Genomic DNA, 23,612 nt, shown 5'->3' with positions numbered 1-23,612 from the left:
ACGAGTTCCACGATGAATCCCTTCATTCGCCTCCATCCGGCCGACGATGTCGTGATCGCGCGCAGCCAGCTGGTCGGCGGCGCCAAGGTCGAAGACTTCGCCATGCGCGGCCTCATTCCTGCCGGCCACAAGGTGGCGACGCACGCCATTGCCGCGGGCGAGCCGGTGCGCCGCTACAACCAGATCATCGGCTTTGCGAGCAAGCCCATTGCCGCCGGCGAGCACGTGCACACGCACAATCTCGACATGGGCCCGGACAAGGGCGACTTCGAGCGCGACTACGCCTTTGGCGCCGACGTGAAGCCGGCCCCCGCAAAGCGCGAGGCCACCTTCATGGGCATCAGGCGGGCGGACGGCCGCGTGGCCACGCGCAACTACATCGGCGTGCTGACGAGCGTGAACTGCTCGGCCACCGCGGCGCGCGCCATTGCCGACCACTTTTCGCGCAAGACCAATCCGGCTGCGCTGGCGGACTACCCGAACGTCGACGGCATCGTGGCGCTCACGCACGGCACGGGCTGCGGCATGGACACGCAGGGCATGGGCATGCAGATCCTGGAGCGCACGCTCACGGGCTATGCCACGCACCCCAACTTTGCGGGCGTGCTGGTGGTGGGCCTGGGCTGCGAGGCGAACCAGATCAACGCCTGGCTCGCGACCGGCCACCTGGCGGAGGGCGAGAACTTTCGCACCTTCAACATCCAGGACACCGGCGGCACGCGCAAGACGGTGGAGAAAGGCATTGCGCTCATCAACGAGATGCTGCCGCGCGCCAACGCGGTGAAGCGCGAGCCGTGCAGCGCCGCGCACATCACCATCGGCCTGCAGTGCGGCGGCTCCGACGGCTATTCGGGCATCAGCGCCAACCCGGCGCTGGGTGCGGCGGTCGACCTGCTGGTAGCGCATGGCGGCACGGCCATCTTGAGCGAAACGCCCGAGGTCTATGGCGCCGAGCATCTGCTCACGCGACGCGCCGTGAAGCGCGAAGTGGGCCAGAAGCTGGTGGACCGGATCAAGTGGTGGGAGCATTACACCCAGATCAACGAAGGCGAGATGAACAACAACCCTTCGCCGGGTAACAAGGCAGGCGGCCTCACGACGATTCTCGAAAAGTCGCTCGGCGCGGTGGCCAAGGGCGGCACCAGCAACCTCGAAGCGGTGTACGAATATGCCGAGCCGGTGACGGCACATGGCTTCGTCTACATGGACACGCCGGGCTACGACCCGGTGAGCGCCACCGGGCAAGTGGCAGGCGGCGCGAACATCATCTGCTTCACGACCGGGCGCGGCTCGGCGTACGGGTGCGCGCCCTCGCCTTCGCTCAAGCTCGCGACCAACTCGGCGCTGTGGCAGCGGCAGGAAGAGGACATGGACATCAACTGCGGCGAGATCGTGGACGGCACGTCGTCGATCCAGGAAATGGGCCAGCGCATCTTTGAACTGGTCTTGGCCACTGCATCCGGCGAACCATCGAAAAGTGAGAAACACGGCTACGGCCAGAACGAATTCGTGCCGTGGCAAGTCGGCGCAGTCATGTAGCTCGCCCCCAGGCTGCGCGCACTTCGTGTCGCTTCTCCCTCCCCCTACCGGGGGCAACACCAGCGGCCCGGCAAGCCGGTTCCGCGGTGTTTCACGAACGGGCCTTGCTGCGCGGCCCTTGATCAAACCCATGGAGTCAACTGATGCCCAAGACCCTTCCCGCCGCTACGTTGCGATCGCAATGCGCGCAAATCTTGACAGCCGCCGGCAGCACGCTGGCCGAAGCCGAACAGGTGGCGGCCAACCTGGTGCTCGCCAACCTGAGCGGCCATGATTCGCATGGCGTGGGCATGCTGCCGCGCTATGTGGATGCGGTAGCCGAGGGCGGGCTCGTGCCCAACGCGTCGGTCAAGGTCAATGCCGACATCGGCACGATGCTCGCGCTCGACGGCCAGCATGGCTACGGGCAGATCGTCGGAGTGCAGGCGACGGAACTCGGCATCGCACGTGCGAAGCAGCACGGCAGCTGCATCTTCACGCTCGCGAACGCGCACCACCTGGGCCGCATCGGGCACTTCGCCGAAATGGCGACGGCCGAAGGCTTGGTCTCGATGCACTTCGTCAACGTGCTGTCACGGCCCGTGGTGGCGCCGTGGGGCGGCGGGGACGGACGCTTCGGCACCAATCCGTGCTGCATCGGCATTCCGCTGGCGGGGGCCGAGCCCTTCCTGCTCGACTTCGCGACCAGCCGCGTCGCGCAGGGCAAGATGCGCGTCGCCCACAACAAGGGCGAACGGGTGCCCGACGGCTACCTGATCGACGAGCGCGGCGCGCCGACCAACGACCCCGGGGTGGTGGTGGTGCCGCAAGCCAACGGCCTGTTCGGCGCGCTCATGACTTTCGGCGAGCACAAGGGTTACGGCATGGCGATGGCCTGCGAGCTGCTGGGCGGTGCACTCACCGGCGGAGGAACCTGGCACCGCCCGGCCGATACCGCCCGCACGGTGCTCAATGGCATGCTGACGATACTGATCGACCCTGCCAAGCTGGGAACCCAGGCCAGCTTTGCACAGGAAGCGACGGCGTTCGTCGAATGGCTGCGCCAGAGCCCGCCGGGTACGGGCTTCGACCAGGTGCAGATCGCCGGCGAACCGGAACGCGCCGCGCGCGTGGCGCGGGAGCGCGACGGCATCTGGCTGGACGATGCGACGTGGGGGAAATCGTCGCGGCCGGGGCCAAGGTGGACGTGACCGTCGCATAAAGACTTGCGCCTCTAGCGGCGCGCGTTGCGCGACTTCTGGCTCAGCACGATCGCAATGCCGCCCAGAATGGCCACCGAGGCGGCCGCGAGCCGCGGCGTGATCGCTTCCGACAGCAGCAGCACCCCGCCGAATGCCGCCAGGAGCGGCACCGACAGCTGCACGGTGGCCGCCTGCATGGCCGAAAGACGGGCCAGCGCCGCATACCAGACCACATAGCCAAGGCCCGAGGTCAGCGCGCCGGAGGCCACGGCAAGCGCGATGCCGGTCGCGTCCGCATGGGCGCGCGCCACAAAAATCACGCTGAGCGCCAGGGCCAGCGGCACGGCCCGCAAGAAGTTGCGTGACGTGGCAGCCAGCGGGTCGGCCACGCCACGGCCGCGAAGCGAATACACGCCCCACGCCACGCCGGCGACGGCCATCATCACGGCACCCAGGAGCGGCGGCGCGGCAACGCCGGGCAGCACCAGGTAGACGAGCCCGCCCGCCGCCAGCAGGAAACCGAGCCATGCGATCGGTCCGAAGCGCTCGCCCGAACCCAGGCCCGCGCCAAGCATCGTGAGTTGAACCGCGCCGAACAGTATCAGCGCGCCCGTGCCTGCGGAAAGGCTCAGGTAAGCAAAAGAAAAGAAAGCCACATAGGCAAACAACATGGCGGCAGCGAGCCAGTCGGCCTGCGCGGCCGAAGGCGGGCGCGACCTCAGCTGCACGACAAGCAGGAGCGTGATTGCGCCGGAAACCAGCCGGATGCTGCCGAAGCTGGCCGGGTCGATGCCCTGCCGCTGCAGTGCGAGCCTGCACAACAGCGAGTTGGCCGCGAACGCGACCATGGCCACCGCCGTCAAGGCGATAGTCTGCAGGGTGGACGGGCCGCGGCGCGCCTCGGACACAACTTCAGACATGGGACGCCACCATGAAGACGGCCCATCCCAGCAGCGCGAACCCGAGCGGCGCGCTCAGCCGATGGCCCCAGGAAACGTTCTTCTCCAGTGCCATGACCACGGCCAGCAGCAGCATCCAGCCAAGGCTGCCGGTGCCGAGCGCGAACATCAGCAGCATGAGCGCCCAGCAGCAGCCGACGCAGAAGAGGCCATGGTGCATGCCCAGCATGAATGCCTGGCGAGCTTGCGCATGGCCGCGCCAGTGCTCGATGACAAAGCTCAGCGGCGTGCGGCACTTCTCCAGGCACTGGTGCTTGAGGCGGCTGAACTGGAAAGCGCCGGCCAGCGCAATGGTCGCGGCGCCGATGACCCAGCCATGCCAGGCCAGCGTGGGCGCACTGGCCAGCAGTGCCAGCACCGCGCTGTGGAGCCCGTGCGCCAGCAGGCCGAAGGCGCCCCACACCGCCATGTAGCCGAGCCCCAGCATGGTGAGCAGGCGTGCATGGTCGGCCCGCCCGGCGGTCAGTCGGTCGAAGGCGTTGAACAGCGGCAGCGTGGTCGGCAGCATCATGGCGGCCGTCATGAGGATCCACGCCGCGGCGTAGAGCACGGCAGGCACGACCACGCCGCCGGCCGGGACGACCTGGCACAGGAAGGCGGCCGGGCCGGAGACGGTCCAGTCGCCATGTTCGAGGTAGCGTCCGTAAGGGCTGCGTGCCCAGGCCCACAACGCCAGCCACGCGAGCGTGGCGAGTGCGGCAAGAACCGGCAGGAACACGCGGCGGTGCCGGACGGCATTGCCCGGCGTGGCGCTCATGAATCAAAGACGAAGGTGCTCTGCAGCGCGTTGTGGTTCTTGATGTCGAGGTCGATGCCGAGGGCGTGGTTCTTCGACCGGTAAGTGGGCGCCTTGCCGACGAACACCGGCGCGCCCGGCACCGTGGAAAACACGGTGTCGGACAGCGTGGTCTGTCCGCCGGTTGCGCCGCGGTAGGGCTCGAGTTCGGCGTAGTAGTCGGTACCGATCTCCAGCTCGCCCTTGCCTTCGTTCACCGTGAAGCGGATGGGCGCCCGCTCGACCGACACGACCTCGCCGATGAGCTGGGCCAGGTCGGCGATCGGCCCGCCGGCTTGCCCGGTGTAGACCTTGAGCAGCGCTTCTTCCTGCTCCTTGGAGGCGTTGTCGTCGACGAAGATCGCCGCCGTCCAGTTGCCTTCGAGGATGTTTCCGGGCACATGCGCCACGGCTGCGATGGTGTTGCCGCCGACGTCGATGCCGTCGATGGTTCCCTTGTCGATGCGCCATGCGACGATGGTGTCGCAGGTGCCGTTGTCGGGGTCCTCGCCGATCCAGCAGGGACACAGGACATTGCAGTTGCAAACCTCGAGCAGGCGACCTTCCAGGTGATAGCTCATACGAACCTCCGTTCAGAAGCTACACGAACACACAGGCTTGTCGCCGCGACTCAGCGGCAAGGGGGCGCTGATCGTACGCCTCGCACCCGGGCAAGTCGAGTGCGCCATCCGGACCCATGCGGCGCCATGGGTACCCTGGGATACCCATGGGCTGCGGCGGATCAGCTCCGGCTTGTGTCGTGCGCCGGCTTGCCGACCTGGACGCTCACTTCCTCGCCCTTGATCTTCGCCTGCACGGCCTTCACGGCTTTTTCGAGCCGCGCGCCGTAGTCGGCGTCGGCCTGGCGGAAGTAGCCGATCGAGCGGTCGATGATGTCCTGCCGCGTCACGGCGCCCAGCCCGCCCGCGATGCTGTTCACCAGCCGCTCCTTGGCTGCTTCGTCCATCAGGCGATAAAGGTCGCCGGCCTGGACGAAGTCGGTGTCCTCGGGGTGCTGCTGCCACTGGTGGCTGCCGGTCCAGCCGTGGATCTCGAGCGGCGCATACACCGGCTCGTTGGTCTGCTTGGGCGCGTTGCTGAAGCTGTTGGGCTCGTAGTTCGGGCCGCGGCCGCCGTTGCCGTCGCCACGCATCGCGCCGTCGCGGCCGTAGTTCTGGGCCGTGGTCGCATGGGGTCGGTTCACCGGCAGTTGCGTGTGGTTGATACCCAGGCGGTAGCGCTGCGTGTCGCCGTAGCTGAACAGGCGGCCTTGCAGCATCTTGTCGGGCGACGGGCCGATGCCGGGCACGAAGTTGGCGGGGTTGAACGCGGCCTGCTCGATCTCGGCAAAGTAGTTGTCGGGATTGCGGTTGAGCGTGAGGATGCCGATGTCGATCTTCGGATAGTCCTTGTGCGACCAGACCTTGGTCAGGTCGAAGGGGTTGAAGCGGTAGGTCTGCGCTTCCGCCACCGGCATGATCTGCACCTGCACCTTCCAGCTCGGGAACTCGCCGCGCTCGATGGAATGCAGCAGGTCGAGGTGGTGGTGGTTGGGGTTTTCGCCGCCCACGCGCTGCGCCTCTTCGGCCACGAAGGTCTCGATGCCCTGGTTGGTCTTGAAGTGGTACTTGACCCAGAAGGCCTCGCCCTTGGCGTTCACCCACTGGAAGGTGTGCGAGCCGAAGCCGTCCATGTGGCGGTAGCTCTTCGGAATGCCGCGGTCGCCGAAGAGCCAGGTGAACTGATGGGTGGCTTCGGGCGAATGCGAGAAGAAGTCCCAGGCGTTGTTGGGCTCCTGCACGTGGCTGTAGGGGTCGCGCTTCTGCGAGTGGATGAAGTCGGGAAACTTGAGCGGGTCGCGAATGAAGAAGACGGGCGTGTTGTTGCCGACGAGGTCGTAGTTGCCTTCTTCGGTATAGAACTTGAGCGCAAAGCCCCGCGGGTCGCGCACGGTGTCGGCCGAGCCGAGCTCGAGCGCCACGGTCGAGAAACGGGCCAGCACTTCGGTCTTCTTGCCCACCTGGCCGAGAAACTTGGCCTTGGTCCATTTCGACACGTCGGCCGTGACTTCGAAGATGCCGAAGGCGCCCGACCCGCGCGCATGCACCACACGCTCCGGAATGCGCTCACGGTCGAAGCGCGCAAGCTTCTCGATGAGGTTGTGGTCCTGCATCAGCACAGGGCCGTTGACGCCAGCCGTCTGCGACTGCTGGTTGTTCTCGACGGGCGCGCCGTTTTCGGTGGTGAGCTTGCGGGAGTCGGTCATTTATGGGCTTTCCTCGTGTGTTGTGGAGCCCATGTATTTTGTCAATGTATATGACGGCGTCACGTCATATTCAACTATCGCCTCGATAGGAGGCGATTTCAGGAGGCGATCTCTCCGCGACCGGCGGCGCGCCGGCCCTGCTACCGCTAGACGATCAGCGCGATCGTGGCTTCGAGATGTTCCGACGGCGCGCGGCGGAAGCCCGAGCGCGTGAAGCGCTGCAGCTGGCCGACCACGAAGGCCGTGAGCGCGGCGGCGCGCACCTGCGCGTCGACCGTGGGGGTTGCAGAACCGTCAGCGGCGGCCGTGCCGCGCAGCACCTGGCGCAGCGTGGCTTCGATCTTGTCGAAGAACTGGTTCATGCGCTGCTGGAGCCGCTCGTTCTCGAACACCAGTGCGTCGCCCACCATGACACGCGTCATGCCCGGGTTGCGCTCGGCAAACTGCACCAGCAGCGTGAGGATTCTTGCGGCCTGCTGCGCGCCGGTGGCACCTTCGCGCTCGAGGATCTGGTTGACCAGGGTGAAGACGCTCTGCTCGATGAAATCGATGAGGCCTTCGAACATTTGCGCCTTGCTCGCGAAGTGACGGTAAAGCGCGGCCTCGCTCACGTCCAGCCGCGCGGCCAATGCCGCGGTGGTCACCCGCTCGGCGCCGGGCTGTTCCAGCATGGCGGCCAGCGCCTGCAAAATTTGCACGCGCCTTTCCCCTGGCTTGGGGCGCTTTCGCACGGGGGCGGCGGCTGCCAGCGGCTCGGTTGGAGTTTCTACGCCGGGATAGCTTGTCTCTTCGTTCTGCATGGGAGCGCGTGCAAAGATGTAATCAATTGATTCTCGCACAGGGCTGCGCAGTGAGCGCGCGCAAACGGGGCGGGAAAGCTCGTACAGAATCAAGTTCCCTGACAAAGTAAAGAGTTTTTCATGGCCAACAGCGTACTGGTGACCGGAGGGGCGGGTTTCATTGGCAGCCATACCTGCGTGGCGTTGGCCGCGGCCGGCTATGTGCCGGTGATCCTGGACAACCTGGGCAACAGCGATGTGCGCGTGCTGGAACGCTTGCGCCAGATCACGGGCAGCGCACCGCGGCTGATCGAAGGCGACGTGCGCGACAGGGCCCTGCTAGACCGCGTGCTTGGGAGCGAACGTTTCTCGGCCGTGATTCACTTTGCCGGCCTCAAGGCCGTCGGCGACTCGGTGGCCGACCCGCTCGCCTATTACGACAACAACGTGCACGGCAGCTTCGTGCTTGCTTCGGCCATGCAGCAGGCGGGCGTGCGAACCCTGATTTTTTCGTCGTCCGCGACGGTGTACGGCGAGCCCGACCATTCACCCATTCCGGAAGACGCGCCCTGCAGGCCGGCCAGCCCCTATGGGCGATCGAAGCACATGGTCGAAGAAGCACTCACCGATTTGTACCGCGCCGAACCGGGTTGGCGCATTGCACTGCTGCGTTACTTCAATCCGGTCGGCGCACATGAAAGCGGGCTCATCGGAGAGCACCCGCAAGGCAAGCCGAACAACCTCATGCCCTTCGTGTGCCAGGTGGCCGTGGGGCAGAGAGACAAGCTGGTGATCCACGGCAACGACTATCCCACGCCCGACGGCACCGGTGTGCGCGACTATGTGCATGTGATGGACCTGGCCGAGGGACACGTGGCAGCCCTACGGCATGCGGAGGCCCATCCAGGCCTCGTCACGCTCAACCTCGGCACCGGCCGCGGCGCTTCAGTGCTGGAGGTCGTGCATGCGTTCGAACGCGCGAGCGGGCGATCGATCCCTTGCGAAATCGGTCCGCGCCGGGCTGGCGATGTACCCGCGTACTGGGGCGACCCCTCGCTTGCGCAGGCCACGCTGGGGTGGCAAGCGCATCGCGGGCTCGATCAGATGTGTGCGGACAGCTGGCGCTGGCAGCAGGGCAATCCGAACGGGTATGAGGGCTGAGCCCAGCCCGCGGAGATTCATTGGCTCAGCGCGCGCGAATCATCGTGCCGTAGGCCTGGTCGGTCAGGATTTCGAGCAGCATGGCGTGCGGCACGCGCCCGTCGATGATGTGCACCGCATTCACGCCGCTCTTGGCTGCGTCGAGCGCGCCTTCGATCTTGGGCAGCATGCCGCCCGAGATAGTGCCGTCCGCAAACAGGTCGTCGATTTCGCGCGCGCTCAGGTTGGTGAGCAGCTTGCCGTCCTTGTCGAGCACGCCGGGCGTGTTGGTCAGGAGCATGAGCTTCTCGGCCTTGAGCACGGTGGCGAGCTTGCCGGCGACGACGTCGGCATTGATGTTGTAGCTCTCGTTCTCCTCGCCGAAGCCGATGGGGCTGACCACCGGAATGAAGGCGTCGTCCTGCAGCGCCTTGACCACGCTGGGGTCGATGGAGACGATGTCGCCGACCTGGCCCACGTCGTGGTGCAGGTTGGGGTCGGCGCGGTCGGCCATCTTGAGCTTTTGCGCGCGGATCATGCCGCCGTCGCGGCCGGTCAGGCCCACGGCCTTGCCGCCGGCCTGGTTGATGAGGCCCACGATGTCCTGCTGCACTTCGCCGGCCAGCACCCATTCGACGACCTCCATGGTCTCGGCGTCGGTCACGCGCATGCCCTGGATGAAGCTGCCCTTCTTGCCCAGGCGGTTGAGCGCCGCCTCGATCTGCGGGCCGCCGCCGTGCACCACCACCGGGTTCATGCCCACCAGCTTGAGCAGCACCACGTCTTCCGCGAAGTCGGCCTGCAGGGCCGGATCGGTCATGGCGTTGCCGCCGTACTTGATGACGATGGTCTTGCCGTGGAACTTGCGGATGTACGGCAGCGCCTGGGCCAGGATCTCGGCCTTGTCGCGCGGGGGAATGTTGAGGACGGGGTCGGTCATGGGCGGGCAGGCTCCAAAACGGTGAGGACGATGAATAGAGGAAATTGTCGCAACAAGCGGGCCGTCTTGCGCGCTGTCACGGGCGCAGCCAGCGCGGCACCTTGAATCGCACGATCATCAGGTACGCACCCACATAGGTCGTGACGAACAGCAGGCAAAACAGCATCAGCACGATGGTGTTGTTCCAGAACAGCACGGCCGGCACCACCGACAGCGCTGCGAACATCCAAAGGTAGGGAGAGGTCCTGTTGTTGCGGGCGAGCAATTGGCGGGCCTCGTCGTCCGCGAACGCCACCCGCACGATGCGACGAAAGATCAACTGGTGAAAGTGCAGCGCGTCGGCCGTGCCGGGCGACTGCCCGCGCGCGAGCTTGCGGTAGATGGAAAACAGCGTCTCCCAGACCGGGTAGATCAGCAGCAGCATCGGAAACCACGGCGAGACGACGCGGTGCCGCTGCACGAGCGTGACGCAGGCCACGGCGATCACCATGCCCCACACATAGGCGCCGCCGTCGCCGGCAAATATCTTGCCGCGCGGGTAGTTCCAGATCAAAAAGCCGACGGTGGCGCCGACCAGGCAGACCATCATTGCCGCGAGCTGGCGGTCGCCCACCTGCAGCGCCACGTGCGAAATGGCAAGGCAGACCAGCACGGCCACGGTGCCGGCCAACCCGTTGTAGCCGTCGATGATGTTGAAGGCATGCGGCAGCCCGCCGATGGCGAGCGCCGCGAAGAGCACGGCGCCATAGGGAACCAGCGCCAGCCAGCCGTCGACAGCCTCGACGCCGGTGCGCGACAGGCTGAGCCCGAGCATCCAGCAGGCTAGCAAGGCGGAGCCGATGGTGAGCCCCAGCCGGTAGCGCACCCTCACGTTCTGCGTCACGTCCTCGACGATGCCGGCGATGACGGCCGGTGCAATGCACAGCAGCGTGAGCATCGAGGTCTTGACCGGCCACGACACGTTGAACGGATCGGTTCCGGTGATGCCGGCCGCCAGCCAGGCCACGCCCATCCCGAACATGATTCCGGCGCCGCCAAGGCGCGGCACGTGGCCCTTGTGGAAGCGCTGGGGCATGTCCGTGCCATAGAGCCGCGCATGCCGTCGCGCCCGGCGCATGAACAGCTGCACCGCGAAGGCAGAGGCAAAAAAACTGATGACGATCAGAGCAATCATGTGTGGGTGTTGGGGAACTCTAGAATTCCCGAGCGAAATTAGACCATGCCAGCGCCCTCCCCCTCCCTTCCCCCCATCACCGTTTCGATCGTCAGCCACGGTCAGCTTGCGCTGATAAGGCCGCTGCTCGAGCAGTTGGACCGCTTCAGCGGTGCATCGACCGCCAAGGTCGTGCTCACGCTGAACATCCCCGAACCCGATGTGCTGGCGGGCCAGGAATGGAGCTTTCCGGTCGAGCGCATCGAAAACGCCCAGCCCAAGGGCTTTGGCGCCAACCACAACCAGGCATTCCAGCACTGCGAAACGCCGTGGTTCCTGGTGCTCAACCCGGACATCCGCTTCGACGGCGACGTGCTGGCGCCGCTGATTGCACAGGCCGCGCCTGACGCCGGCCTGCTGACGCCGCGCATCCTGGAGCCGGGCAAGAGCACGCCCGAGCAGCATCGCGAGATCATCACGCCGCTCGAAATCGTGACCCGCCGGAGGCCGGGCTATGAACGCCCGGCGGTGCCAGCCTGGATTCCGGGCCTGTTCATGCTGTTTCGCAGCAGCGCCTACCGCCAACTCGGCGGCTTCGACGAGCGCTTCTTCATGTACGGCGAAGACTTCGATATTTGCGCCCGGACTCAACTCGCGGGCTGGAAGCTGCAGGTCGGAGAAGACCTGCTGGCGCGCCACGAGGCCCAGCGCGCCAGCCGCAGCAGCAAGAAGCACCTGTACTGGCACGTGACCAGCTTGCTGAAGGTGTGGACTTCGGGCGCCTTCTGGCGCTACAGGCGCCTGAAGGCGGGCACCCGCTAAGCCAGGCCTCGCGCGGCGAGCTACCCGTGCTCGAGCAGGTCCTGCGCCACCGCGTGCCAGCCGCGCCCGAAGCGGTCATAGCGGCCGCGAGCGGCCTCCAGCATCACCGGACCGAGGCGCGCAAGCCTCGAGCGGGGCAACTCGGCCCTGAAGCGCTGGTGCGCCACCTTGGCGCGCTGGGCCTCGACGTACTTCGGTTGCACCTTCGCGCCGAGGGAGCTCAACCGGTCCAGCAGCGCCTCTGCCCTGCGCAGCCGCGCCCAGTGCTTGTCGCCGCGCTCGACGAAGGCCTTGCCGATCTTTGCGGAGAGCGTCGGCCGGCGCGCGCCGATCTGGTTGCTTGCATGTTGCCGGTAGTCGATGAGCGGCTCCGCCAGCACATCGACACGGCCGGTGGCCGCGGCCACCGCGCCGAGCCACTCGTCGTGCACCCAGCCCTCGGGGAACGGCAACGCGAATTCAAGCAGTTCCTTGCGAAACATGGTGGTGGCACCGGTGACCAGATTGCGCCGCAGCAGGACGTCGAAGGCGTTTCCGTTCGCAATGGCGGCCAGCTCGGCGGGGCGCACTTCCAGTGCGTGAAAGAGCGAAGTGCCCAGCGGCGCGAGCTCGGCGTCGACCAGGCGGGCATCGGTGTGCAACAGCAGCAGCTCGGGTGCCGCCTCGAAGCGGGCCGCCATGCGGGCCAGCCGACCGGGGTGCCACACGTCGTCCTGGTCGCTGAGCGCGATGAGCTCGTGGGTGCATGCCCACACCGCCTGCTCGAAATTGCGCGTGACCCCCAATGCCGGCGAATTCTGGAAAACGACGAGCTCGACGCTTTCGGCAGCGCCGCAGCGGCCAGGGTGCTGCGCACCGTGGCAATGGTCTCATCCGTCGAGCCATCGTCGGAAAGCACGATCTGGCTCGGCGGCCTGTCTTGCGTGCAGATGCTGCGCACCTGCGCCGCCACAAAGCGGGCGCCATTGCGCGTGCAAAGCGCGACTGAAATACCCGGCATCTTCAAACCGGCGCCAGGCGCGGCGGCCACGCGTAGCTGAAGTCTTCGCGAGCGAGCATGAGGTTTGGGCTGTAGGCGGGGTCGTTCTTCAGCAACTCGCCCCAGCGTTGCTGCATGTAGGCGGCATCTTCCTGGAATTGGCGCTTTCCCTGCTGGGAGGCATTCGTGGGGTAAATAGCCGGTGGGTGAAGGAACAGCTCCGCATGTGGCGTCCACAGGTTGCGCAAGCCCGAAGCGCGCAAACGGAGACAGAAGTCTATGTCGCTGAAAAACTCCTTCGGATGCACCTCATCGAATCCGCCGACCTGTTCGTAGTGTCTTTTCTGGATCACCATACATTCGGCTGAGACGGCCGAGAAAGATTGGATCAGCGCGGCGCGTCCGCCGTAGCCGGGTCTTCCCGCGGGCATTCCGCGATGCGGATGGGTTGCGATGTCCTTCGCGTCCAGGATCAGACCCGCGTGCTGAAGCGTCTTGTCCGGATACCAGAGCCGCGCGCCGACAGCGCCGACGCCAGGCTGCAGTGCGAGGCTCACCATCTCGCTCAGCCAGTCGGGCGAAATGACTTCGATGTCGTGGTTGAGCAGTGCGATCACATCGCCTTGCGCGATGGCTGCCGCACCGTTGTTCAGCGCTGGATAGCTGGAACTCCGGTCGTCGCGCAGCACCCGAATGTTCGGGTGGTCCGCGGCAACGGCCTTCAACCAGGCCAGCGTCGCAGGGTCGTCGGAACCGTTGTCGACGATGATGATCTCGTAGCGCGAGTAACTTGTCTTCTGCAAGATGGAGCCGACGCACTGGCGCACCCGAGGCAGCGCGTCGCGCGTTGGAATGATCAACGAAACCAGGGGCAAGACATCAGGCAAGGCGTAATGCACCCGGTAGCCGAAATCCAGATGCTCGGCAGTGGCGCGCACACCCGTGCGCACAAAGTGCTCATTCAGTGCCCGCTCGCCCGCGATAGCCGCATAGGGCTTGGCCGTCATCGAACGGGCCGTGCTTTCGGCATGCACCCGCCAGTGATAAAGGACGCGGGGATGTGTTGAATCTGCTCGGGCTCCACGCGCTCCATGCAGCGCAGTACCAAGTCCCAGTCCTGCGAACCTTCGAGCCCCGCGCGAAAACCGCCAACCGAGCGCATGAGTTCGGTGGACAGCACGCCGAGGTGGCTGAACATGTTCTGCGAGCGAAAGAGATCAACGTTCCAGTCCGACTTGAAATACGGCCCGAAGCGATGGCCGCCTTCGTCGACCTTGTCCTCGTCCGAGTAGATCAGCTGCACGCCAGGGTGCTCGGCAATGCAATCGGCCACCCAGAACAATGCATGGGCCGGCAGCAGGTCGTCGTGGTCCATGAGCGCCACCCAGGGTCCCACGGCCAGTTCCAGCGCGCTGTTCGATGCCGCGGAGATATGGCCGTTTTCAGCCCGGAACACCACTTTGATGCGGGGATCTGTCTCGCTGTACGACTTGAGTACCTCTCGCACCTCGGCCGAAGGCGAAGCGTCGTCGGCAATGCACAGCTCCCAATGCGGGTAGACCTGCCCGCGAACCGACTCGATGGCTTCGCGCAGCCACGCCGGGTTGGGGTTGTAGGTCGGCATCAGCACGGAGATCAGCGGGCGGTCTTTCATCGCCGACACACGCTGCGAGATCTTTTCGCGCAGTTCAGGCGTGAGAGTGTCGTAGCGCCGCACCCACTTGGAATAATCGTTGTAGCCGCCGAGGCGCCGGCGCAACTCCCATCGAATACCGCGCCAACCTGACTTCTGGAACAACTTCCAGGCCCGCTGCATGCGCCTTACCACCCTGAACCTCGCCAAAGTGCGTCCAAGCCAAGACCGAGCCGATCAAAAGATTTCATATTGCGTGCCCGAAGAAGCGGAGTCGGGCTTGTGGGGAATACTGGAACAGGTAAGCGAGGCCGGAGAGGGAATCACCCTACCAGGCACGCGGGCGGCGGACGATTATCTTCGGAACTCTTCAAGGCAAGTGGCAGGACTTGCAGCTGCCATGCCAAGAAGCACCCGAGAGCTACCCGTAAAATCGCTCGATCACCACTGGCCGCACAGCGCAGAGCACTGGACTGTTGGCGCATGCGGCGCCTTTGCAAACCGACGGTGCCAGGAATAAAGCCGCGTCTGGCAATATTGCGCCATACCCATTGAAGAGAAACAACGTTTGACCAACATCGGCAACGAAGAACTGGTGCTCATCGCAATCCAGTGTGACGAATATCTCGGTGGCGACTATATCGCCGGCCTGGCAGACACTTTCGGAAGCGTATGAGCCAAATTCACTCCAATTTACATCGGAATGCCTGGGCTGATTGGTGGGAAGGCACCCGCCGTACAGACATCTGGTGGACGCTTGCGTGGTTCGACATTGTGCTGCGCTACCGTCGCTCGATGCTTGGCCCTCTATGGCTCACGTTGAGCATGGGGGCGATGATCGGCGGCATGGGCCCCCTTTATAGCTCCCTGTTTGGTACAGAACTCTCCAAGTTCTTTCCCCACCTTGCACTGGGAATCATCTTCTGGGGCTTTTTCTCCAGTGTGGTGACGGAGTCGTGCAATGCCTTTGTGGGCTCTTCCAATTACCTCAAGCAGGGCTATTTTCCGATCAGCTTGTTCGTCTGGCGGAGCATCGCCAGAAATCTGATTCAATTTGCACACCAGATCGTCCTCTACGTTCCAGTTGCGCTTTGGGCGGGAATCTCTCTTTCAGCGTCTGCGCTGCTGATCATTCCAGCAATGGTTATTGCCATCATCAATGCCCATGCGCTTGGACTGCTGCTCGGCCTCGTCTGCACCCGCTTTCGAGACGTGACGCAGATCGTCAGCAGCGTGATGCAGATGCTGATGTTTCTGACGCCTGTGTTCTGGCTCCCTGAGAGTCTGCCTGACCGCGCCAAGTACATCCTCTGGAATCCGTTTGCCCAAATGCTCGACTTGCTGCGGACTCCATTGATGGGAGGAGTCGCCACTTCTCACAGTTGGTGGGGGATTCTGGGGTGGACGGCTTTGACGCTCGTCGCCTCCACGCTCCTGTTCTCGAAATACCGTCGACGTGTCGTCTACTGGCTCTGATACATGGCTTCCATTTCACTAAAAAACGTTGCTGTTAATTTCCCGATCTACGGCGCGGGAGCGGCATCCTTGAAAAAGACACTGGCGGCGTCCGTCACCGGCGGCAGGTTTGGGAAGGAAACCGGCGTCACAGTCGTTCAGGCACTGAGCGACATCAACCTCGAGTTGAAAAGCGGCGACCGGCTGGGGCTGATCGGGCACAACGGCGCGGGCAAATCGACCCTGCTACGCACGTTGGCGGGCGTCTACGAGCCTTCCGCCGGCGAGTTCCGGCGCGAAGGCACCGTATCGAGCCTGATTGATCCGTCCCTGGGCATCGAGCCCGATGCAACGGGCATCGAGAACATCATGCTGCGCGGCCTCGTCATGGGGCTGAGCAAGAAGGAAATCGACCGACTGACGCCTGAAATCTGCGAGTTCAGCGGACTTGGGCAGTACGTCGACATGCCGGTCCGCACCTATTCGACCGGCATGATGATGCGGCTTGCCTTTTCGATCTCCACCAGCGTGGAAGCAGACATCCTTCTCATGGACGAATGGCTCTCCGTCGGTGATGCCGACTTCACCGAGAAAGCGGAGAAGCGCATGCGAGACGTGGTTTCGAAGTCCGGCATTCTGGTACTTGCCTCTCATTCGCCGACGCTGATCGCCAAGGAGTGCAACATGGTTCTCAAGCTCAGCCATGGCCGACTCGAAGAGGCCGATCTGTCGCAGCTCGAGATGTGATCTGAGCCCGCTGGGCTGGCACCGCTCGCCCCTGGGTTCTCGTCCTGAAGCGCCATGAAGGCGCTGTGAGACGACCCAGGGCGTAGCACATCGCTCTTCTCTCCTAATTGGAAGAAAGAATTGCGCACTTTCGATTTGCCGATTTGGCAGAATCGTGGTGCCGCGGCGAATTCTTTCCGCCGCAGAACTTTGTGCGCTTTTCTAATTAGGGGCTTCCATGAAGAAACATGCGGTGGTTACGGGCATTACGGGTCAAGACGGCGCCTATTTGGCTGAACTGTTGCTTGCCAAAGGGTACGTCGTCTACGGCACTTACCGCCGCACCAGTTCCGTCAACTTCTGGCGCATCGAGGAACTCGGCATTCAAAAAAACCCCGATCTGCATCTTGTCGAGTACGACCTTACCGACCTGGGCAGCTCAATCACACTGATTCGCGACGCCGCGCCGGACGAGGTCTATAACCTTGCTGCACAGAGTTTCGTGGGCGTCAGTTTCAATCAGCCCGTGGCCACCGCGCAGATCACGGGCGTAGGCGCGCTGCACCTCCTCGAAGCCATTCGTCTGGTCAATCCGAAAATCCGCTTCTATCAAGCTTCCACGTCGGAGATGTTCGGCAAGGTGCAAGCCATTCCCCAAGTCGAGGAAACGCCTTTTTATCCTCGGAGCCCCTACGGTGTCGCAAAGCTCTATGCGCACTGGATGACCATCAACTACCGGGAGAGCTACGGCATCTTCGGTTGCAGCGGCATTCTTTTCAATCACGAGAGCCCCTTGCGTGGCCGGGAATTCGTGACCCGCAAGATCACCGATGGCGTCGCAAAAATCAAGCTGGGCAAGATGGACGTACTGGAGCTCGGCAATCTTGACGCCAAGCGCGATTGGGGCTTCGCGAAAGAGTATGTCGAAGGAATGTGGCGCATGCTGCAGGCGGAGGAACCCGATACCTACGTGCTGGCAACAAACCGCACAGAAACTGTGCGTGACTTCGTCCGTATGGCGTTCAAGGCCGCTGGGATGGCGATCGAGTTCAGGGGCTCCGGCGAAGCAGAGTCTGCGGTCGAAACGGCGACGAGCAAGACCGTGATGCGCATCAATCCGAAATTCCATCGCCCGGCCGAGGTGGAGCTTCTGATCGGCAATCCCGCCAAGGCCAAGGCTAAACTTGGGTGGGCGCCTGCCACCACGCTCGAACAGCTCTGCCAGATGATGGTGGATGCCGATCTTCGGCGGAATGCCCAAAGCACGTCGTTTTGAAGATTCTGCTACGTCGGCGCCGAGAAGGAGTTGCGATTTACTTTCGCTGGCGTGCCAAGGCCAGTGTGGTCCGGTTGTTTGCTCAATGAAGTTTTATCTCACGAGTCGAAGAAACTCTTCCGAGAAGCGATCGATAGTGAATCTTTCTTCATAGACCTTGCGCGCTTCAAGCCCGAGATCGGACATTCGGGCTCGATCATGGAAAACGGTCAGCATTTGTTCGGCCAATGAAACTGCATTCTCTGCCTCAAAGAGAAGGCAGGATTTCTTGTGCTCCAGTATCTCTGCGACACCGACGTTCGGATTGATGATTGACGGCTTAGCCAGCATCGCAGCTTCAACGACCACGAGCGAAAAGGCCTCGTCACGAGAGCAGCAGACAACAGCATCGACGCCAGCCAGCAAACCAAGCAATTCGCCATGGCTCAACAGGCCTAGATATTCGATCTCCGGCACAGTTCCCATTCGCTCGCGCACACTTGACCAGAAAGGCAGATTTTGCTCGGAGAGCTTGCCAGTCAACAGGAACTGGCAGGAAGCACGCACATCCTCTGGCAGCAGAAGAATGGCGTCAACGAACAAGTCCTGTCCTTTGCGATGCTCTATCGTTCCCGCAAGCACAAAGGTGCAGCGGTCCGCTAAAGGCTTTTTTGAACCTCGCCGCTGCGATCCGGAATTCCGTTATAGAGCACATCGGCTCGAAAATCGGCCGGCAGGTAACCGCGAGCGTATTCGCTGACACAAAGCAGCCGCACGCGCGTTCTGTCGATTCCCGGCTCTGCTTCCAATGCTGCTTGAAGCGCCTGCCCTTCGTGCAGCCACCAGATCACGTCGAGATCGTCGATGGCTTCAACTTGGCGGACGACAGCGCTCACAGCCATCGTATTCACCACCACCGCATCAAAATTCCTTGCGAAACGCTCGAACAGGAAATGCCCTTCGCAAAGTGATTCATCCACAATCACCACCACGCCCGCCTGCTCCAACTCCCTTCGCATTGGACCATCTTCAGGTGCCACTACGACGGGAAAACCCCCACTTCGCAGCACCGCGACCGCTGCGCACAAAAGCATGCGCGGGGCGCCGGTCAGCGAAAGCTCGTGCGACACGAACAGGACGTCGGGTCCCGTGTAGGTGGCACTTGCATCGATATGCGACGCAAAAATCTTGTAGTCGAACCGAAAATCGCGGTAAAGCACCTTCTTCATCGAATCCGTGAAATTCGGATCTTTCGAAAGGTACGCCCCCATCGCTTTAACGCGTAGATGTCCGCCTTGTATTTGACAGCCTTTGCACCCCAGGAATGATTCCCGATGTGATACAGAACAGCATGCGGCGTGTAGACGCAGCGATACCCCGCATCCAGCAGCTTGTAGCTCAGATCCATGTCCGAGTGGCCATCGGGCGTGTTGATTGGATCAAAACCGCCGATGCGCCAAAACACTTCAGTCTTGAGCGCGCAGCACGCGCCCGACAGGATGGACACATTGCGCACGTACTTGTGCATGGACAGGAATGAGTCGGTCGCTTCTCTAGGGAGATTGTTGTATGCAGTACCGCAAAGACCTGGCGTCCCCGAGATCATGCCCGCATATTGAATGGTCTCGTCCTCGTGGAGCAACTTAGGCGAAACACCTCCGACACCCGATATCGAAAGGTACTCGATGAGCTTTTCGATCCAGTCGGATTGGGCGGGAAATACATCGTCGTTGTAAAAAACCACGATCTCTCCAGTGGCGGCGCGCGCGCCTTCATTGCACTTGTCGGAGAAGTTGTACTTCTTGTTGTAGGGCAGAAAGACAATATGTGGCGAACTGCGGAATTCGTCTTCGAGCTGTTCGGCCAGCGGCCCATTGCAGACGACCACCACTTCGTAGTTTGGATAGTCGGTTTTCCCCAAGATCGCATTCAACGCAAGTTTGAGGTTCTTGAATGAATCCGAAGGAATGACGATAGACACCTTGACGGTCTTCGGCACCGCGACCTCGACATAATTGACGTGGGGAAGAGGTTTCGCCTTTCCTTGGATGCCACGCCGGACAAGCGCATCGTCCAGCGCTGCAATGTTGGACTCGCGTGCAAAATCCTTTCCGCCGCTTGCCGCAGAGCCCGGAATCGAGCGCCAGAGATAGAGCACCCGCTCAACGTGCACGATCTCTCGAGCTACTTCGGCCATGCGCAAGGCAAGATCGTAATCCTGCGAGAAGTTAAATTGGCTTCGGAAGCCTCCCAGCGCATCGACTGCGTCCTTCTTGTAGACCGTCAAATGCCCGGTCAACATGGAGTTGAACAAGATCTCCGGCGACCAATCCGGTTTGAATATGAAATCGGAAAGTCGGCGCTCCGATGTATCGTCTATCTTGCATTCGTCGGTGTAGATGAAGTCGACACGCGGGTTCTTGTTGATGGCATCCACGACCCAGAAGAGCGCGTCTCCCGGCAGTTCATCGTCGTGATCCAGCAATGCGATGAATTTGCCCTGTGCCATCTCGAGTCCGGCATTGGACGCCGCAGCGATGCCGCTGTTCCTCTCGAGCACGCGATAGCGCACGCGAGGATCGTTCCTTGCATATTGCTCAAGGACTTTTCGTTGATCGGCCGTCGGCGAACAATCGTCCACGGCACACAGCTCCCAGTTGTCATAGAACTGCTCTTGCAGCGACTCGATGGCGCGAGCCAACCATTGCACTGGAGTTTTATAGACCGGCATGATCACGGAGATCATCGGCTTTTGTTCGAATCTGCTGATGGATTCAAGGATCTCGCGAGGGGCAAGCTCCGCTTGCTGACTGGCGTAGATCTGGCGAGCAATATCCTCGAATGGATCAGTTCCCGAAGTGAACGTGTCGGGTGCTGGCGAGCTCTTCAACCCGAGTTCTTCCTCTTCAACGGCGCGAATGGAGTTGCGCAGGCCGCGCAGACCAGACTGGCTCAGCACCTGAACACCCCGGCGGGCCAAATTCGAGAACCCACCGGCACGTTGAGAGAGCGCCGGCAGCAGCTTGGCTGCACGAGCGACCCGCCTCTTTTGAAGACCAACCCAGCGAAGAGGCTTGGTGACGCGCCAACTCGTGGATTTAAATATTTCGTCAACTTGCGACTGACGGAGGTTCAACACGCTCTCAAGCGTGCTCGTATGCGTGCGAAGGGTTTGAAGCGCCTCAAAGAGCTGCTGCGCCTCCCTTGCGCCCTCGCTCAACCTTCCCCGCAGTTGATGGACGTGACTCTGCACAACATTGGATCGAATATCTGCGTAGAGAGCCGCCTTGCGGGCGTCGCGCAACTCAGCGGTGCGTACCGCCAGAGCTGCTTCGAGGTCTCGCGCCGAAACACGCAAGCCCGCAAGTTCATCTTCCGGCAGGGGCTTAAGCTTCGACCAGGCATTTCCTGATTGGTCGAACTGCGGCGGACCAGAGCCGCGCAATGCGAGGGGGCCCGCATCCACGATCACTCCCTGCCCCGAAATCACACGCGTACCAAGTCGGTTATCGGCCGGCATCTTCTTGCGAATCACACAAACCGAGTTCAAAAACTCGACCGCGTGGATATGGGCAAGCACCTTTTCGTCGAATGCAACGCCGTAGGTTTTGGCGAACGATTCGAGTAGCGCGGTCCGCGCGTCGGGAACGCCCCAGTGCTCATGGTTGACGACATCTGCAAGCCGCTTGAAAAATGCCACTGAGGACGTCGGACTGAACAAGCCGCCCTCAAATTCGGCCCAATAAGAGCAATGCAGATCCTCGACGACGAACAAGCCTCCGTCCTCAAGGCGCGAAAAGTAGCGCTCGAAGGAACGGATGATGTCACTGGACCGGTGCGAGCCGTCATCGATGACGAGATCGAATTTTTGTGAATAAGAAACGACAGCGTCCTCGACCTGATCAGTGTTTGCGTCACCCACAACGACATGTATGCGGTGGTCATCGTAAGTCAGCTCTCGGCATGCCTCGTTGATGTCGCATCCAACGATATACGTGGCGTGCGGAAAATACTCGGCCCAGATTTCCAGAGACCCGCCGTTCTGAATACCGATCTCCAGAATTCGCAAGGGCTTAATTTTCAGCTCCGAAAACAGTCGCTCATAGATAGAGATATAGCTCGACCATTTGTCCGAGAGCTTGCCTTGATGAGTGGAATAGAGTGTTGCGAGTGTGCTGCGTGCCATATGGTTATTTATTGATGCGCCGCTCAGCCAAAGCGTCGCTCGCAGAAAGCGTCTGTGTCGGACCGGGCTCAAAGAAGCGAGACTTTCTCTGATTTGCTTGCAAAACGCTCGCGCGCATCAAGCCAGCAACGGCTTTCCTGCGCTTCTCGCTGACCACAGCGAGCATGTTCGGAACCAAGATGTTCTCACCGCCTACAAGCGGACCTGCCAGAGCATCTCTGACGGGTTGGCCGACAGAAACAATGGCCACGCCTGCGTCCGAGCACAAGAATTAACGGTCGCAGCAGGCGGACTGGCTTCGGCTATCGGCCAACCCAAAGTATTCAGGAATCTGTAGCTCGATCCGCGTCGAATGTTGGTCAGCTGTCAATTGAATACTTCTGCGCTGGCGAAGACAGAACCTGCCTCGTCTTTTATCGATAGCTTCGGCGCGATCTCAAGGTCTGGCCATTGGATATTCAAGACGGTGTCATTCCAGACAATGCATCGCTCGTGCGCCGGCGCGTAGTAGTCCGTAGTCTTGTACAAAAACTCGGCCGTTTCGCTCAGCACCAGAAAACCGTGCGCGAATCCTGCCGGGATCCATAGCTGCTTGTGGTTGTCCTCGCTGAGCTCCTCGCCCACCCATTTACCGAAGGTCGGCGATGACTTGCGAATATCCACGGCCACGTCAAACACGGCGCCTCGCACCACACGCACCAGCTTTCCTTGCGGCTGCTGGATCTGGTAATGCAGCCCCCGCAGCACGCCTTTGGCAGAGCGCGAATGGTTGTCCTGCACGAACTCTATATGCCGCCCGACCGCCTCGTCGAATGCCTTGCTGTTGAAGCTTTCATAGAAGAAGCCTCGCGCATCGCCAAACACCTTGGGTTCGATGATCAGCACCTCGGGGATCGCGGTTGGCGTCGCCTTCATGAGCGCACCTCCTCGGCCAGCAGATGATTCAGATATTTGCCGTAGCCATTTTTCTGCAATGGCGCTGCGAGCTTTGCCAACTGCTCCCGGTCGATGAACCCATTGCGCCAGGCGATCTCTTCAGGGCACGCGATTTTCAGCCCCTGCCGATGCTCGAGCGTTGCGATGAACTGCCCTGCTTCGAGCAAGCTCTCGTGCGTGCCGGTATCCAGCCACGCATAGCCGCGCTGCATGATCTGCACGTTGAGTTGATCGAGGTCCAGGTAGGCCTGGTTGACCGCGGTAATTTCCAGCTCGCCGCGCGCGCTGGGCTTCACGGCCTTGGCGATGTCGACGACCTGGTTGTCGTAGAAATAAAGGCCCGTCACGGCGTAGCTGCTCTTGGGCTTGGCCGGTTTTTCTTCGATGCTGCTGGCCTTGCCTTGTGCATCAAAGGCCACAACGCCGTAGCGCTCTGGGTCGTGCACGTGATAGGCGAACACCGTGGCGCCCGCCGATTTCGCATCGGCATCGGCCAGCAGGTGCGCAAAGTCGTGGCCATAGAAGATGTTGTCGCCCAGCACCAGCGCGCTCGGCGAATTGCCGACGAACTTGTCGCCGATGATGAAGGCCTGCGCGAGCCCGTCGGGACTGGGCTGCACCGCGTACTGCAAGTTGATGCCCCATTGGCTGCCGTCGCCCAGCAGCTGCTGGAAGCGCGGGGTGTCCTGCGGCGTGCTGATGATCAGGATGTCGCGCATGCCGCCGAGCATCAGCGTGCTGAGCGGGTAATAGATCATCGGCTTGTCGTACACCGGCAACAGCTGTTTGCTGAGCGCGAGCGTGGCGGGATGCAGCCGGGTGCCCGAGCCGCCGGCCAGGATGATGCCCTTGCGTTGCGTGGTCTTCGTGGTCATCGTTGTATTTCTT

The 23,612-nt window shown here is 62.3% G+C and carries 21 protein-coding genes and 3 pseudogenes; 7 read left to right on the top strand and 17 right to left on the bottom strand.

Translation table 11 applies throughout. The annotated features are described in order from the left end of the window. Positions 1-12: 12 nt before the first annotated feature. The gene (locus M0765_RS12275; protein ID WP_258503921.1) at positions 13-1,539 is read left to right on the top strand and encodes a UxaA family hydrolase; all 1,527 of its coding nucleotides are present in this window, start codon (positions 13-15) and stop codon (positions 1,537-1,539) included. Positions 1,540-1,682: 143 nt separating this feature from the next. Further along, a pseudogene (locus M0765_RS12270) lies at positions 1,683-2,740 on the top strand (malate/lactate/ureidoglycolate dehydrogenase). Positions 2,741-2,752: 12 nt separating this feature from the next. Here the strand turns inward: M0765_RS12270 and M0765_RS12265 are convergent. From M0765_RS12265 to slmA, 5 genes are all read right to left on the bottom strand, one after another. Then, positions 2,753-3,640 (bottom strand): DMT family transporter, encoded by an 888-nt coding sequence (locus M0765_RS12265; RefSeq protein ID WP_258503920.1) that lies wholly within the window; start codon positions 3,638-3,640, stop codon positions 2,753-2,755. Beyond that, the gene (locus M0765_RS12260; protein ID WP_258503919.1) at positions 3,633-4,436 is read right to left on the bottom strand and encodes a DUF2182 domain-containing protein; all 804 of its coding nucleotides are present in this window, start codon (positions 4,434-4,436) and stop codon (positions 3,633-3,635) included. The genes M0765_RS12265 and M0765_RS12260 overlap by 8 nt, the downstream gene beginning before the upstream one ends. After that, a complete protein-coding gene (locus M0765_RS12255; RefSeq protein WP_258503918.1) occupies positions 4,433-5,035 on the bottom strand; it encodes a DUF1326 domain-containing protein in 603 nt (200 codons plus the stop codon). The genes M0765_RS12260 and M0765_RS12255 overlap by 4 nt, the downstream gene beginning before the upstream one ends. Positions 5,036-5,196: 161 nt before the next feature. Next, on the bottom strand, positions 5,197-6,720 hold the full coding sequence (locus M0765_RS12250) for a catalase (protein WP_258503917.1): 1,524 nt from the start codon (positions 6,718-6,720) through the stop codon (positions 5,197-5,199). Between the two features lie 146 nt (positions 6,721-6,866). Next, positions 6,867-7,520, bottom strand: a complete 654-nt coding sequence (slmA, locus tag M0765_RS12245; protein ID WP_258503916.1) for a nucleoid occlusion factor SlmA — start codon at positions 7,518-7,520, stop codon at positions 6,867-6,869. Positions 7,521-7,640: 120 nt separating this feature from the next. On the opposite strand from slmA, the gene galE reads away from it, so the two are divergent. Continuing rightward, entirely contained in the window at positions 7,641-8,660 is a 1,020-nt protein-coding gene (galE, locus tag M0765_RS12240) for a UDP-glucose 4-epimerase GalE (RefSeq protein WP_258503915.1), read from the top strand. A gap of 25 nt (positions 8,661-8,685) precedes the next feature. Here galE and argB read toward each other — a convergent pair whose 3' ends face one another. Together argB and M0765_RS12230 are read right to left on the bottom strand one after the other, a co-directional pair. Beyond that, entirely contained in the window at positions 8,686-9,579 is an 894-nt protein-coding gene (gene argB, locus M0765_RS12235) for an acetylglutamate kinase (protein WP_124959799.1), read from the bottom strand. Between the two features lie 76 nt (positions 9,580-9,655). Beyond that, positions 9,656-10,753, bottom strand: a complete 1,098-nt coding sequence (locus M0765_RS12230) for a glycosyltransferase family 4 protein (protein WP_258503914.1) — start codon at positions 10,751-10,753, stop codon at positions 9,656-9,658. Positions 10,754-10,798: 45 nt separating this feature from the next. Here M0765_RS12230 and M0765_RS12225 point away from each other — a divergent pair, with 45 nt between their 5' ends. After that, positions 10,799-11,554, top strand: a complete 756-nt coding sequence (locus tag M0765_RS12225) for a glycosyltransferase family 2 protein (protein ID WP_258503913.1) — start codon at positions 10,799-10,801, stop codon at positions 11,552-11,554. A 20-nt stretch (positions 11,555-11,574) separates the two neighbouring features. On the opposite strand, the gene M0765_RS12220 is transcribed toward M0765_RS12225, so the two are convergent. The 4 genes and pseudogenes from M0765_RS12220 to M0765_RS12210 all read right to left on the bottom strand — a co-directional run bounded on the left by M0765_RS12220 (position 11,575) and on the right by M0765_RS12210 (position 14,292). Continuing rightward, the gene (locus M0765_RS12220; protein WP_258503912.1) at positions 11,575-12,339 is read right to left on the bottom strand and encodes a glycosyltransferase family 2 protein; all 765 of its coding nucleotides are present in this window, start codon (positions 12,337-12,339) and stop codon (positions 11,575-11,577) included. Positions 12,340-12,362: 23 nt separating this feature from the next. Further along, positions 12,363-12,554, bottom strand: a pseudogene (locus M0765_RS29425) (glycosyltransferase); the annotation flags it as partial. A 2-nt stretch (positions 12,555-12,556) separates the two neighbouring features. Further along, positions 12,557-13,540, bottom strand: a complete 984-nt coding sequence (locus tag M0765_RS12215) for a glycosyltransferase family 2 protein (RefSeq protein ID WP_258503911.1) — start codon at positions 13,538-13,540, stop codon at positions 12,557-12,559. Then, on the bottom strand, positions 13,537-14,292 hold the full coding sequence (locus M0765_RS12210; RefSeq protein WP_258503910.1) for a glycosyltransferase family 2 protein: 756 nt from the start codon (positions 14,290-14,292) through the stop codon (positions 13,537-13,539). The genes M0765_RS12215 and M0765_RS12210 overlap by 4 nt, the downstream gene beginning before the upstream one ends. 546 nt (positions 14,293-14,838) lie before the next feature. On the opposite strand from M0765_RS12210, the gene M0765_RS12205 reads away from it, so the two are divergent. From M0765_RS12205 to gmd, 3 genes are all read left to right on the top strand, one after another. Further along, positions 14,839-15,642: an ABC transporter permease gene (locus M0765_RS12205; RefSeq protein ID WP_258503909.1), complete on the top strand. Its 804-nt coding sequence runs from the start codon at positions 14,839-14,841 to the stop codon at positions 15,640-15,642. 3 nt (positions 15,643-15,645) lie between these two features. Then, positions 15,646-16,368 (top strand): ABC transporter ATP-binding protein, encoded by a 723-nt coding sequence (locus tag M0765_RS12200; RefSeq protein WP_258503908.1) that lies wholly within the window; start codon positions 15,646-15,648, stop codon positions 16,366-16,368. Between the two features lie 217 nt (positions 16,369-16,585). Next, positions 16,586-17,623 carry a GDP-mannose 4,6-dehydratase gene (gene gmd / locus M0765_RS12195; RefSeq protein WP_258503907.1) on the top strand — a complete coding sequence of 346 codons (1,038 nt, stop codon included), beginning with the start codon at positions 16,586-16,588 and terminating at the stop codon, positions 17,621-17,623. Between the two features lie 93 nt (positions 17,624-17,716). Here the strand turns inward: gmd and M0765_RS12190 are convergent. From M0765_RS12190 to rfbA, 6 genes and pseudogenes are all read right to left on the bottom strand, one after another. Then, positions 17,717-18,247: pseudogene (locus M0765_RS12190) on the bottom strand (glycosyltransferase family 4 protein); the annotation flags it as partial. A gap of 14 nt (positions 18,248-18,261) precedes the next feature. Beyond that, the gene (locus tag M0765_RS12185) at positions 18,262-18,831 is read right to left on the bottom strand and encodes a hypothetical protein (protein ID WP_258503905.1); all 570 of its coding nucleotides are present in this window, start codon (positions 18,829-18,831) and stop codon (positions 18,262-18,264) included. Next, positions 18,828-21,788 (bottom strand): glycosyltransferase, encoded by a 2,961-nt coding sequence (locus tag M0765_RS12180; protein ID WP_258503904.1) that lies wholly within the window; start codon positions 21,786-21,788, stop codon positions 18,828-18,830. The genes M0765_RS12185 and M0765_RS12180 overlap by 4 nt, the downstream gene beginning before the upstream one ends. Before the next feature lie 4 nt (positions 21,789-21,792). Beyond that, a complete protein-coding gene (locus M0765_RS12175; RefSeq protein ID WP_258503903.1) occupies positions 21,793-22,038 on the bottom strand; it encodes a hypothetical protein in 246 nt (81 codons plus the stop codon). A gap of 116 nt (positions 22,039-22,154) precedes the next feature. Beyond that, a complete protein-coding gene (rfbC, locus tag M0765_RS12170; RefSeq protein WP_258503902.1) occupies positions 22,155-22,703 on the bottom strand; it encodes a dTDP-4-dehydrorhamnose 3,5-epimerase in 549 nt (182 codons plus the stop codon). Then, positions 22,700-23,599, bottom strand: a complete 900-nt coding sequence (gene rfbA / locus M0765_RS12165; RefSeq protein ID WP_258503901.1) for a glucose-1-phosphate thymidylyltransferase RfbA — start codon at positions 23,597-23,599, stop codon at positions 22,700-22,702. The genes rfbC and rfbA overlap by 4 nt, the downstream gene beginning before the upstream one ends. Between the last annotated feature and the right edge of the window lie 13 nt (positions 23,600-23,612).

Source organism: Variovorax sp. S12S4 (assembly GCF_023195515.1).
GTDB lineage: Bacteria > Pseudomonadota > Gammaproteobacteria > Burkholderiales > Burkholderiaceae_C > Variovorax.
The sequence above is the reverse complement of the archived record's forward strand: the minus strand, read 5'-3'. Positions and strand labels throughout refer to the sequence as shown.